The organism is Kocuria sp. GQ42 (assembly GCF_059758435.1).
The window spans coordinates 243,151-255,139 of record NZ_JCAXEN010000001.1; the positions used below are offsets into that span (position 1 = coordinate 243,151).

16 protein-coding genes are annotated in these 11,989 nt (G+C 68.2%); 15 read left to right on the forward strand and 1 reads right to left on the reverse strand.

From position 1 onward, the window contains the following. From AC6CH6_RS01080 to tuf, 6 genes are all read left to right on the forward strand, one after another. A complete protein-coding gene (locus AC6CH6_RS01080; protein WP_133409336.1) occupies positions 1-678 on the forward strand; it encodes a 3-oxoacid CoA-transferase subunit B in 678 nt (225 codons plus the stop codon). Positions 679-754: 76 nt separating this feature from the next. After that, positions 755-1,567 carry an IclR family transcriptional regulator gene (locus tag AC6CH6_RS01085; protein ID WP_498253760.1) on the forward strand — a complete coding sequence of 271 codons (813 nt, stop codon included), beginning with the start codon at positions 755-757 and terminating at the stop codon, positions 1,565-1,567. 314 nt (positions 1,568-1,881) lie between these two features. Continuing rightward, a complete protein-coding gene (gene rpsL, locus AC6CH6_RS01090; protein ID WP_017833291.1) occupies positions 1,882-2,256 on the forward strand; it encodes a 30S ribosomal protein S12 in 375 nt (124 codons plus the stop codon). Then, positions 2,256-2,726 (forward strand): 30S ribosomal protein S7, encoded by a 471-nt coding sequence (gene rpsG / locus AC6CH6_RS01095; protein WP_017833292.1) that lies wholly within the window; start codon positions 2,256-2,258, stop codon positions 2,724-2,726. Before rpsL ends, rpsG begins: the two co-directional genes overlap by 1 nt. Positions 2,727-2,795: 69 nt before the next feature. Beyond that, on the forward strand, positions 2,796-4,910 hold the full coding sequence (gene fusA, locus AC6CH6_RS01100; protein ID WP_133409338.1) for an elongation factor G: 2,115 nt from the start codon (positions 2,796-2,798) through the stop codon (positions 4,908-4,910). A gap of 159 nt (positions 4,911-5,069) precedes the next feature. Further along, complete coding sequence (tuf, locus tag AC6CH6_RS01105; RefSeq protein WP_133409339.1) at positions 5,070-6,260, forward strand: elongation factor Tu; 1,191 nt, start codon at positions 5,070-5,072, stop codon at positions 6,258-6,260. Between the two features lie 87 nt (positions 6,261-6,347). Here the strand turns inward: tuf and AC6CH6_RS01110 are convergent, their stop codons facing one another. After that, the gene (locus AC6CH6_RS01110; protein WP_498253761.1) at positions 6,348-6,731 is read right to left on the reverse strand and encodes a VOC family protein; all 384 of its coding nucleotides are present in this window, start codon (positions 6,729-6,731) and stop codon (positions 6,348-6,350) included. A 491-nt stretch (positions 6,732-7,222) separates the two neighbouring features. On the opposite strand from AC6CH6_RS01110, the gene rpsJ reads away from it, so the two are divergent. From rpsJ to rplP, 9 genes are read left to right on the forward strand one after another with little or no spacing between them, the layout of a single operon-like run. Continuing rightward, a complete protein-coding gene (gene rpsJ, locus AC6CH6_RS01115; RefSeq protein WP_003803825.1) occupies positions 7,223-7,531 on the forward strand; it encodes a 30S ribosomal protein S10 in 309 nt (102 codons plus the stop codon). A gap of 16 nt (positions 7,532-7,547) precedes the next feature. Continuing rightward, positions 7,548-8,204 (forward strand): 50S ribosomal protein L3, encoded by a 657-nt coding sequence (gene rplC / locus AC6CH6_RS01120; protein WP_017833296.1) that lies wholly within the window; start codon positions 7,548-7,550, stop codon positions 8,202-8,204. Between the two features lie 7 nt (positions 8,205-8,211). Continuing rightward, complete coding sequence (rplD, locus tag AC6CH6_RS01125) at positions 8,212-8,835, forward strand: 50S ribosomal protein L4 (protein WP_017833297.1); 624 nt, start codon at positions 8,212-8,214, stop codon at positions 8,833-8,835. Beyond that, positions 8,832-9,137 carry a 50S ribosomal protein L23 gene (gene rplW / locus AC6CH6_RS01130; protein ID WP_017833298.1) on the forward strand — a complete coding sequence of 102 codons (306 nt, stop codon included), beginning with the start codon at positions 8,832-8,834 and terminating at the stop codon, positions 9,135-9,137. The genes rplD and rplW overlap by 4 nt, the downstream gene beginning before the upstream one ends. Positions 9,138-9,167: 30 nt before the next feature. Next, on the forward strand, positions 9,168-10,007 hold the full coding sequence (gene rplB, locus AC6CH6_RS01135; protein WP_017833299.1) for a 50S ribosomal protein L2: 840 nt from the start codon (positions 9,168-9,170) through the stop codon (positions 10,005-10,007). A gap of 12 nt (positions 10,008-10,019) precedes the next feature. Next, positions 10,020-10,301, forward strand: a complete 282-nt coding sequence (rpsS, locus tag AC6CH6_RS01140; protein WP_017833300.1) for a 30S ribosomal protein S19 — start codon at positions 10,020-10,022, stop codon at positions 10,299-10,301. Positions 10,302-10,354: 53 nt separating this feature from the next. Next, a complete protein-coding gene (gene rplV / locus AC6CH6_RS01145) occupies positions 10,355-10,720 on the forward strand; it encodes a 50S ribosomal protein L22 (RefSeq protein ID WP_017833301.1) in 366 nt (121 codons plus the stop codon). Then, the gene (gene rpsC / locus AC6CH6_RS01150; protein ID WP_017833302.1) at positions 10,721-11,572 is read left to right on the forward strand and encodes a 30S ribosomal protein S3; all 852 of its coding nucleotides are present in this window, start codon (positions 10,721-10,723) and stop codon (positions 11,570-11,572) included. Beyond that, positions 11,573-11,989: a 50S ribosomal protein L16 gene (gene rplP, locus AC6CH6_RS01155; RefSeq protein WP_017833303.1), complete on the forward strand. Its 417-nt coding sequence runs from the start codon at positions 11,573-11,575 to the stop codon at positions 11,987-11,989. It begins immediately after the preceding gene.

Below are 11,989 nucleotides of genomic sequence, written 5' to 3' on the forward strand. Positions count from 1 at the left end.
ATGAGCGAGAACACCGTGGACACCGTGCCCAGGACCTCCGAGACGCCCCTCGCCCCGGAGGAGCTGGCCCGCGTGGTGGCCCGCGACATCCCCGCCGGCTCCTACGTCAACCTCGGCATCGGCCAGCCCACCCTGGTCTCCAACTACCTGAGCGCCGAGGACGACGTCACCCTGCACACCGAGAACGGAATGCTCGGCATGGGCCCCGAGGCCCACGGCGACGAGGTCGACGCCGACCTCATCAACGCCGGCAAGATCCCCGTGGTCGAGACGCCGGGCTGCTCCTACTTCCACCACGCGGACTCCTTCGCCATGATGCGCGGCGGGCACCTGGACTACTGCGTGCTCGGCGCCTTCCAGGTGGACCGGACGGGCAACCTCGCCAACTGGCACACCGGCAGCCCGGACGCGATCCCCGCCGTGGGCGGGGCCATGGACCTGGCCACGGGTGCGAAGATGACCTTCGTGATGATGTCCCTGATGACCAAGAAGGGCCGGTCCAAGCTCGTGGAGCAGTGCACCATGCCGCTCACCGGCGTCGGCTGCGTCTCCCGGATCTACACCGACCAGGCCGTGTTCCTCCTCGAGGAGGACGGCGTGACGGTGCGCGAGACCTTCGGCACGAGCTTCGAGGAGCTCCAGCAGGTCGTCGACGTCCCGCTGCGGCCCGCCCGCTGAGCCCAGCACCGCTCCCGGGGCGCGGCGGGCCGGCACCGGCCGCCGCACCCCGGACGAGGCCCGCAGGAGGCCACCGATGACCGAGCAGGACCCGACCGCCCCGGCGGGGGAGCGGGGCACCCCCGGACAGTTCGTGCAGTCCCTGGCGCGCGGGCTCGGCGTGATCACGGCCTTCGACGCCCGGCACCCCCGGATGACCCTCAGCGACGTGGCCCGGCGCACCGGGCTGACCCGCGCCACCGCGCGCCGGTTCCTGCTCACGCTCGAGGAGCTGGGCTACGTCCGGACCGACGGGCGGCTCTTCGAGCTCACCCCCGTGGTCCTCCAGCTCGGCTACTCCTACCTCTCCTCGCAGCCGCTGCCCGCCCTGGCCGCCCCGCACCTCGAGACCCTCTCGGCGCAGGTCGAGGAGTCCACGTCCGCCTCGGTGCTGGACGGCTCCGACATCGTCTACGTCGCCCGCGTCTCCACGCACCGGATCATGACCGTGGCGATCGCCGTGGGCACCCGGTTCCCCGCCCACGCCACGTCCATGGGCCGGGTGCTGCTGGCCGGGCTGGACCCGGAGGAGCTCGACGAGTACTTCCGCACGGCGCGGATCGAGCGCCTGACCGAGCACACCCTCACCGACCGCGCGGCCCTCGAGGCCGACCTGCGCCGGGTCCGCGCCCAGGGCTGGGCGCTCGTCGACCAGGAGCTCGAGGTCGGGCTGCGCTCGGTCGCCGCCCCCGTCACCGACGGCACCGGGCGCGTGGTCGCGGCCGTGAACGTCTCCATGCGCGTGGGGATGCCCGGCGCCAGCGCCGGGGACCCCGTGGACGACGTCGTGCCGCCCCTGCTCGAGTGCGCCCGGAGGATCTCCGCCGACCTCGCCGCGACCGGGCGCTGAACGGGCCCGGCCCGGCACCGTTTCCCCGCCCCGGCCGGGGTCTGATAGGCTGTCGAGGAATTGAACGGTCATCCCTCGGCGCCCGCGCCCCTGGAGGCCGAAGAAATCATGGCAGAACGGACTCGGTCCTCCGGTACGCGTTGTGTACCGAAATGCCATCCTTTTCGTCTGCCCAGCTACCTTCGGCGCGGCGACCGTGGTGCCCGCCCGCCGGGCCCACGACAGGCGCCGCACCCGCTCCCGGCCCCGGCCGGTCGCGGGGGAGCCGAACACCCAGCGGGCCGCTGACGCGTCCCGTCCGATCAGGAGACACTGTGCCTACAATCCAGCAGCTGGTCCGCAAGGGCCGGACCCCGAAGGTCGTCAAGACCAAGGCGCCCGCACTCAAGGGCAGCCCCATGAAGCGCGGCGTGTGCACCCGCGTCTACACCACCACCCCCAAGAAGCCGAACTCCGCGCTGCGCAAGGTCGCCCGCGTGAAGCTCAACGGCGGCGTGGAGGTCACGGCCTACATCCCCGGTGAGGGCCACAACCTGCAGGAGCACTCCATCGTGCTCGTCCGCGGCGGTCGCGTGAAGGACCTCCCCGGTGTCCGCTACAAGATCGTCCGCGGCGCGCTCGACACCCAGGGTGTCAAGGGCCGCCAGCAGGCCCGTTCCCGTTACGGCGCCAAGAAGGAGAAGAAGTAATGCCTCGTAAGGGTCCCGCTCCCAAGCGCCCGCTCGTCGTCGACCCGGTCTACAGCTCCCCGGTCGTCACGCAGCTGATCAACAAGGTCCTCCAGGACGGCAAGAAGTCCACCGCCGAGCGCATCGTCTACGGTGCCCTCGAGGGCGTCCGCGCCAAGTCCGGTGCCGACCCCGTCGCCACCCTCAAGAAGGCCCTGGAGAACGTCAAGCCGGCCCTCGAGGTGAAGTCCCGCCGCGTCGGCGGCGCCACCTACCAGGTGCCCGTCGAGGTCAAGCCGGGCCGCGCCCAGGCGCTGTCCCTGCGCTGGCTCGTCGGCTACTCGAAGATCCGCCGTGAGAACACCATGACCGAGCGTCTGCAGAACGAGATCCTGGACGCGTCCAACGGTCTCGGTGCCGCCGTGAAGCGCCGGGAGGACACCCACAAGATGGCGGAGTCCAACAAGGCCTTCGCCCACTACCGCTGGTAGAATCTTCCAGGCCTGTCGGCCCCACCCGGGCCGACAGGCCGCCGGCACCATCTCCGAAAGGGAACCACCGTGGCACTTGACGTGCTTACCGACCTCAAGAAGGTCCGCAACATCGGCATCATGGCGCACATCGATGCCGGGAAGACCACCACCACCGAACGCATCCTGTTCTACACCGGTATCTCCCACAAGATCGGCGAGACCCACGATGGTGCCTCCACCATGGACTGGATGGCGCAGGAGCAGGAGCGCGGCATCACGATCACGTCCGCCGCGACGACCTGCTACTGGCACGACAACCAGATCAACATCATCGACACCCCGGGCCACGTGGACTTCACGGTCGAGGTCGAGCGCTCCCTGCGCGTGCTCGACGGCGCCGTGGCGGTCTTCGACGGCAAGGAGGGCGTCGAGCCCCAGTCGGAGACGGTCTGGCGCCAGGCCGACAAGTACGACGTCCCCCGCATCTGCTTCGTCAACAAGATGGACAAGCTGGGCGCCGACTTCTACTTCACCGTCGACACCATCATCAACCGCCTCGGCGCGAAGCCGCTGGTCATGCAGCTGCCGATCGGCTCCGAGTCCGAGTTCACCGGCGTGGTCGACCTGCTCACCATGAAGGCCTTCGTCTGGCCGGGCGACTCCAAGGGCGACGTCTCCCTCGGCGCCAAGTACGAGATCGAGGAGATCCCCGCCGACCTGCAGGAGCGGGCCGAGGAGTACCGCAACCAGCTGGTGGAGTCCGTCGCCGAGGCCGACGACGAGCTCATGGAGAAGTACCTGGGCGGCGAGGAGCTCACCCTCGAGGAGCTCAAGGCCGGCATCCGGAAGCTCACCATCACCTCGCAGGCGTACCCCGTGCTGTGCGGCTCCGCGTTCAAGAACCGCGGCGTGCAGCCGATGCTCGACGCCGTCATCGACTTCCTGCCGTCCCCGCTGGACGTCCCGAACGTCGAGGGCCACGCGCTGAACAACGAGGAGGAGATCCTCTCCCGCCCGGTCGACTCGACCGCGCCGTTCTCCGCGCTCGCCTTCAAGGTGGCCAACCACCCGTTCTACGGGCAGCTGACCTACATCCGCGTGTACTCCGGCAAGGCGTCCAACGGCGACCAGGTGCTCAACTCCACCAAGGGCAAGAAGGAGCGCATCGGCAAGCTGTTCCAGATGCACTCCAACAAGGAGAACCCGGTCGACACCGTCCAGGCCGGGCACATCTACGCCGCGATCGGGCTCAAGGACACCACCACGGGGGACACCCTGTGCGACCTGCAGAAGCCGATCGTGCTCGAGTCCATGTCCTTCCCGGCCCCGGTCATCTCGGTGGCCATCGAGCCGAAGACCAAGGGCGACCAGGAGAAGCTCTCCATCGCGATCCAGAAGCTCTCCGCCGAGGACCCCACGTTCACCGTGTCCCTCAACGAGGAGACCGGCCAGACCGAGATCGGCGGCATGGGCGAGCTCCACCTGGACATCCTGGTGGACCGCATGAAGCGCGAGTTCAAGGTCGAGGCGAACGTCGGCAAGCCGCAGGTGGCCTACCGCGAGACGATCAAGAAGGCCGTCGAGAAGATCGACTACACGCACAAGAAGCAGACCGGCGGCTCCGGCCAGTTCGCCAAGGTGCAGATGGCGTTCGAGCCGATCCCGCTGGACGCCGAGGAGCTCTACGAGTTCGACAACAAGGTCACCGGCGGCCGCGTCCCGCGCGAGTACATCCCCTCCGTGGACGCCGGCATCCAGGACGCCATGCGTCTCGGCATCCTCGCCGGGTACCCGGTCGTGGGCGTCAAGGCCACCCTGCTCGACGGCGCCTACCACGACGTCGACTCCTCCGAGATGGCGTTCAAGATCGCCGGCTCGATGGTGTTCAAGGAGGGTGCCCGCAAGGCGCAGCCCGTCCTCCTCGAGCCGCTCATGGCGGTCGAGGTGCGCACCCCCGAGGAGTACATGGGCGAGGTCATCGGCGACCTGAACTCCCGCCGCGGCCAGATCCAGTCGATGGAGGACGTGAGCGGCATCAAGCTGGTCAGCGCCCTCGTCCCGCTGTCCGAGATGTTCGGCTACATCGGCGACCTCCGGTCCAAGACCCAGGGCCGCGCCGTGTACTCGATGCAGTTCGACAGCTACTCGGAGGTTCCCAAGGCGGTCGCCGAGGAGATCGTGCAGAAGAACCGCGGCGAGTAGGCACCACCCCTCGGCCCCGGCCGGGAATTTCATCAATCAGACACAGCCAAAGTAGACTTGCAGAGGTTTCAGTACTGCTGAGCGCCTCAAGCTCCCCCCGGAAACACGCGGTGGGGTAGTGCTGAGCAAGTTTCGACAAATGTTCTAGGAGGAACAACCATGGCGAAGGCCAAGTTCGAGCGCACCAAGCCGCACGTCAACATCGGCACCATCGGCCACGTCGACCACGGCAAGACGACGCTCACGGCTGCCATCTCCAAGGTCCTGGCCGACAAGTACCCGGACCTGAACGAGAAGCGCGACTTCGGCGCCATCGACTCCGCTCCGGAGGAGAAGCAGCGCGGCATCACCATCAACATCGCGCACATCGAGTACCAGACGGAGAAGCGCCACTACGCGCACGTCGACGCCCCGGGTCACGCGGACTACGTCAAGAACATGATCACCGGTGCGGCGCAGATGGACGGCGCCATCCTCGTGGTCGCCGCCACGGACGGCCCCATGGCCCAGACCCGCGAGCACGTGCTGCTCGCCCGCCAGGTGGGCGTGCCCTACCTGCTGGTGGCCCTGAACAAGTCCGACATGGTCGACGACGAGGAGCTGCTGGACCTCGTCGAGATGGAGGTGCGCGAGCTCCTCTCCGACCAGGGCTTCGACGGCGACAACGCGCCGGTCGTCCGCGTCTCGGCGCTGAAGGCCCTCGAGGGTGACCCCGAGTGGGTCGCCAAGGTCGAGGAGCTCATGGAGGCCGTCGACGAGAACGTGCCCGACCCCATCCGTGAGATGGACAAGCCGTTCCTCATGCCCATCGAGGACGTCTTCACCATCACCGGCCGCGGCACCGTGGTGACCGGCCGTGCCGAGCGCGGCACGCTGCCGATCAACTCCGAGGTCGAGATCGTCGGCATCCGTCCGGTCCAGAAGACCACGGTCACCGGCATCGAGATGTTCCACAAGCAGATGGACGAGGCCATGGCGGGCGAGAACTGCGGCCTGCTGCTGCGCGGTCTCAAGCGTGACGACGTCGAGCGCGGCCAGGTCGTGTGCAAGCCGGGTTCCATCACCCCGCACACCGACTTCGAGGCCAACGTCTACATCCTCTCCAAGGAGGAGGGCGGGCGTCACAACCCGTTCTACTCGAACTACCGTCCGCAGTTCTACTTCCGGACCACCGACGTCACCGGCGTCATCACGCTGCCCGAGGGCACCGAGATGGTCATGCCCGGCGACAACACCGAGATGACGGTCGCGCTGATCCAGCCGATCGCCATGGAGGAGGGCCTCGGCTTCGCCATCCGTGAGGGTGGCCGCACCGTGGGCTCCGGCCGCGTCACCAAGATCATCAACTAGTCCCCGGACTGCCGATCTGCGCAGAACCCCCCGTCGCTCCTGCAGCGGCGGGGGGTTCCGCGCGTTCCGGGGTCGCCACGACGGGGCTCAGCCGGTGAGCTGGTGCAGGCACAGGACGTTGCCCTCGGAGTCGGTGAACCACGCCGCGCGCATCCCGTCGGCGGTGACGACGTGGTCGACGGTGTGCAGACCGGGCAGGTCGTAGTCCTCGAAGCGCACGCCCCGGCCCTCGAGCTCCCGGACCGCGGCCTCGACGTCGGGGACCTCGAAGCTGGCCTGCGTCAGCTCGGACGCCGGCGCGTCCGGGCGCAGCAGCAGCTGCAGGCCGGTGTGCCCGTCCTCGCTGAACAGGACGCTGTCCGGCTCGGGGGCTTCGGCGGGGGAGAGGCCCAGCGTCTCCTGGTAGAACCGGCGGGCGCGGTCGAGCTCCCGGACGGGGACGATCGCGACCAGTCTCGCGGTGGACAGCATGGGACCCATCTCCTGGGACGTCGGGGTGCGGACGAGGCCAGGATACGACCGTGGGCGCCGGCGCCGGTCGCGGTTGCCTCACGGTTCCGGCACGGTTGCGCACGGCCCGCCCCCGGTCGTGCGTTTGCACCGGTCTGCCATCTCTGGCAGGATGGAGGACGTTGTTCAAGCGCCGACGCGTGCTCCCAACGGTTCGAACCGGCAGACCCCAGGACACCATCGGGTTCCGAAGCAGAACCGGGGTCAGCAGCTCCTGGAAGCTGCCACGCACGGACCACATACAGCCCGCCCCGAGAAACGGAATCGGTGTGCCCCCGTGCCAGCACGGGACGACACGCCCGAGTTCGGGGGTCGGAGCTCCAGCAGGGTGAGGAACCCGGATCCTTCCGGATTCAGTCTGCGTGGAGGGGCGCCCACCAGGTGGCGCCATGCACAAGGAGCCCTCGGCTCCGTCACAGGGAAGATCGTTCAAGAAAGAGAGTCACGACGCCATGGCGGGACAGAAAATCCGCATCCGGCTGAAGTCTTATGACCACGAGGTCATCGACGTCTCGGCCCGGAAGATCGTTGAGACGGTGACGCGCGCAGGCGCCACGGTGGTCGGCCCCGTGCCGCTGCCCACGGAGAAGAACGTGTACTGCGTCATCCGCTCGCCGCACAAGTACAAGGACAGCCGTGAGCACTTCGAGATGCGCACGCACAAGCGGCTGATCGACATCATCGACCCCACGCCGAAGGCCGTCGACTCGCTCATGCGCCTCGACCTGCCGGCTGACGTGAACATCGAAATCAAGCTGTAAAGAGGATCGCATCCCAATGACTACCACTTTCGAACGCCAGGTGAAGGGCCTGCTGGGCACGAAGCTCGGCATGACCCAGGTCTGGGACGAGAACGGGAAGTTCGTGCCGGTGACCGTCGTCAAGGCGGACTCCAACGTCGTGACCCAGCTGCGCAACCAGGACCGTGACGGCTACTCGGCCGTCCAGATCGGGTTCGGTGCGATCGACCCCCGCAAGGTCACCCAGCCGCTGGCCGGCCACTTCGAGAAGGCCGGCGTCACACCGCGCCGCCACGTCGTGGAGCTGCGCACGGCCGACGCCGACACCTACGAGCTGGGCCAGGAGCTCTCCGTCGAGCTCTTCGAGGCCGGCCAGAAGGTCGACGTGATCGGCAAGACCAAGGGCAAGGGCACGGCCGGTGTGATGAAGCGTCACGGCTTCTCCGGCGTCGGCGCCTCCCACGGTGCCCACAAGAACCACCGCAAGCCGGGATCCATCGGCGGCGCGTCCTACCCCGCTCGCGTGTTCAAGGGCATGCGCATGGCGGGCCGCATGGGCGCCGTCCGTCACACGACGCAGAACCTCACCGTTCACGCCGTGGACGCCGAGAACTCCCTGCTGCTCATCAAGGGCGCCCTGCCGGGCCCCAAGGGTTCGGTCGTCCTCGTCCGCACCGCAGTGAAGGGAGCCTGATCAGACCATGGCAACTCAGACCGTCAACGTCGACCTGCCCGCCGAGATCTTCGACGTCCAGACCAACGTGCCCCTGCTGCACCAGGTCGTCGTCGCTCAGCTGGCCGCGGCCCGCCAGGGCACGCACAAGACCAAGAACCGCGCCGAGGTCTCCGGCGCCGGCCGCAAGCCCTTCAAGCAGAAGGGCACCGGCCGCGCGCGCCAGGGCTCGATCCGCGCCCCGCACATGACCGGCGGCGGCGTGGTGCACGGGCCGACCCCGCGCGACTACAGCCAGCGCACCCCCAAGAAGATGAAGGCCGCCGCCCTGCGCGGAGCCCTCTCGGACCGGGCGCGCAACAACCGCATCCACGTCGTGGAGGCACTCGTCGAGGGCACCGTCCCCAACACGAAGGCCGCCCAGGCGACGCTGCGCGGGCTCTCCGACCGCAAGAACCTGCTGGTCGTCCTGCACCGCTCGGACGACGTGGCCGCGCTGTCGGTGCGCAACCTCGACGACGTGCACACCCTCTACGCGGACCAGCTCAACACGTACGACGTGCTGGTCTCCGACGACGTGGTCTTCACCAAGGACGCGTTCGAGTCCTTCGTGGCGGCCGCCAGCAAGAAGAAGCAGGAGGACGCCAAGTGAGCGCGACCACCATCAAGGACCCCCGGGACGTCATCATCGCGCCGGTCGTCTCGGAGAAGTCCTACGGGCTCATCGACGAGGGCCGCTACACGTTCTTCGTGGCGCCCGACTCGAACAAGACCCAGATCAAGTACGCCGTCGAGCAGATCTTCGGCGTCAAGGTCGAGTCCGTGAACACCATCAACCGTGCCGGGAAGCGGAAGCGCACGCGCTTCGGCTGGGGTCAGCGCAAGGGCACCAAGCGTGCCGTTGTGACCCTCAAGGAAGGCACCATCGACATCTTCGGCGGTCCGCTCGCCTGAGCGGAGACCACTTTAACGAGGAACTGACACATGGCTATCCGTAAGCACAAGCCGACAACCCCGGGCCGTCGCGGCTCCTCCGTTGCCGACTTCGCAGAAATCACGCGCACGACCCCCGAGAAGTCGCTGGTCCGGCCGCTGCCCAAGAAGGGCGGGCGGAACAACACCGGCCGCATCACCACCCGGCACAAGGGTGGCGGGCACAAGCGCCAGTACCGCGTCATCGACTTCCGTCGCCACGACAAGGACGGCGTCGACGCCAAGGTCGCGCACATCGAGTACGACCCGAACCGCACGGCGCGCATCGCGCTGCTGCACTTCGTGGACGGCTCCAAGCGCTACATCATCGCGCCGAACAAGCTGTCCCAGGGCGACGTCGTCGAGTCGGGCCCCGGCGCCGACATCAAGCCCGGCAACAACCTGCCGCTGCGCAACATCCCCGTCGGCACCGTGATCCACGCCGTCGAGCTCCGTCCGGGCGGCGGCGCCAAGCTCGCCCGCTCCGCCGGCGCGTCGGTGCAGCTCGTCGCCAAGGAGGGCAAGTACGGCCAGCTCCGGCTGCCCTCCGGCGAGATCCGCAACGTCGACGTGCGCTGCCGCGCGACGGTCGGCGAGGTCGGCAACGCCGAGCAGTCGAACATCAACTGGGGCAAGGCCGGCCGCAACCGCTGGAAGGGCGTCCGCCCGACCGTCCGCGGTGTGGTCATGAACCCCGTCGACCACCCGCACGGTGGTGGCGAGGGCAAGACCTCCGGTGGCCGTCACCCGGTCAACCCGAACGGCAAGCCCGAGGGCCGCACCCGCCGCCCCAACAAGGAGAGCGACAAGCTCATCGTCCGCCGTCGTCGCACCGGCAAGAACAAGCGCTAAGGAGCCTGACACATGCCACGCAGCCTGAAGAAGGGCCCTTTCGTCGATCAGCACCTTTTCCTGAAGGTCGCCAAGGAGAACGACAAGGGCACCAAGAACGTCATCAAGACGTGGTCCCGCCGCTCGATGATCGTCCCCGACATGCTCGGGCACACGATCGCCGTGCACGACGGACGCAAGCACATCCCCGTGTTCATCACCGAGTCGATGGTCGGGCACAAGCTCGGCGAGTTCGCCCCCACGCGGACCTTCCGCGGCCATGTGAAGGACGACAAGAAGGGCAAGCGCCGCTGATCCTCCGGGATCCCGCAGCGTGAGCACTTCGAGAAGACGAGAGAAGGAAAGCAATGGAAGCCAAGGCATCTGCGCGCTACATCCGCGTGACGCCTATGAAGGCCCGGCGCGTCGTCAACCTGATTCGTGGCCAACAGGCGAATGAGGCTCTGGCGATTCTGAAGTTCGCCCCCCAGGGTGCTTCGGAACCGGTGTTCAAGGTCCTCCAGTCGGCGGTCGCCAACGCGCGCCAGCTGGCGGACCGCGACGGCCTGCCGTTCAAGGAGGAGGAGCTCGTCGTGAGCGAGGCCTTCGTCGACGAGGGTCCGACCATGAAGCGGTTCCAGCCGCGGGCCCAGGGCCGCGCCTACCGCATCAACAAGCGCACGAGCCACATCACCGTGATCGTGGCGAGCCCTGACAGCGAGGAGGTCCGCTAAGTGGGACAGAAGATCAACCCGCACGGGTTCCGGCTGGGCATCACCACCGACCACGTGTCGCACTGGTACGCGGACTCCACCAAGGAGGGCCAGCGCTACAAGGACTACGTCCGTGAGGACATCAAGATCCGCAAGCTCATGTCCACGGGCATGGAGCGGGCCGGCATCTCCAAGGTCGAGATCGAGCGGACCCGGGACCGCGTGCGCGTGGACATCCACACCGCCCGCCCCGGCATCGTCATCGGCCGCCGCGGCGCCGAGGCCGACCGCATCCGCGGCGAGCTCGAGAAGCTCACCGGCAAGCAGATCCAGCTGAACATCCTCGAGGTGAAGAACCCCGAGGTGGACGCCCAGCTGGTCGCCCAGGGTGTCGCCGAGCAGCTCGCCTCCCGCGTGGCCTTCCGCCGCGCCATGAAGAAGGCCATCCAGTCGGCGCAGCGCGCCGGCGCGAAGGGCATCCGCATCCAGTGCGCCGGCCGCCTCGGCGGCGCCGAGATGAGCCGCTCGGAGTTCTACCGCGAAGGCCGTGTGCCCCTGCACACCCTGCGCGCGAACATCGACTACGGCTTCTTCGAGGCCAAGACCACCTTCGGCCGCATCGGCGTGAAGGTCTGGATCTACAAGGGCGACCTCACCGCGAAGGAACTGGCGGCCCAGCAGGCCGCCGCTCCCTCGCGCGGGCGCGGCGGCGACCGTGACCGTCGCGGCGGTCCGGGCGAGCGTCGTGGAGGCGGCGGCGGCGACCGTCGTCGTCCCGACCGTAACGACCGTGGCGGACGCCGTGAGCGCAACGACTCCGCCGCCTCCCCGGCTCCGGCCGCGGGAGCGACCAACGCAGAGGGTGGTAAGTAAATGCTCATCCCACGTCGTGTGAAGTTCCGCAAGCAGCACCACCCGAAGCGGTCGGGCGCTGCCAAGGGCGGCACCACTGTCGCCTTCGGCGAGTGGGGCATCCAGGCGCTCACGCCGGCCTACGTGACGAACCGTCAGATCGAGGCCGCCCGTATCGCCATGACCCGCCACATCAAGCGTGGCGGCAAGGTCTGGATCAACATCTACCCGGACCGCCCCCTGACCAAGAAGCCCGCCGAGACCCGCATGGGCTCCGGCAAGGGTTCCCCCGAATGGTGGGTCGCCAACGTCAAGCCCGGGCGCGTGATGTTCGAGCTCTCCGGTGTCTCCGAAGAGGTCGCCCGCGAGGCCCTGCGCCTGGCGATCCACAAGCTCCCGATGAAGGCACGCATCGTGCGTCGCGAAGGTGGTGAATGA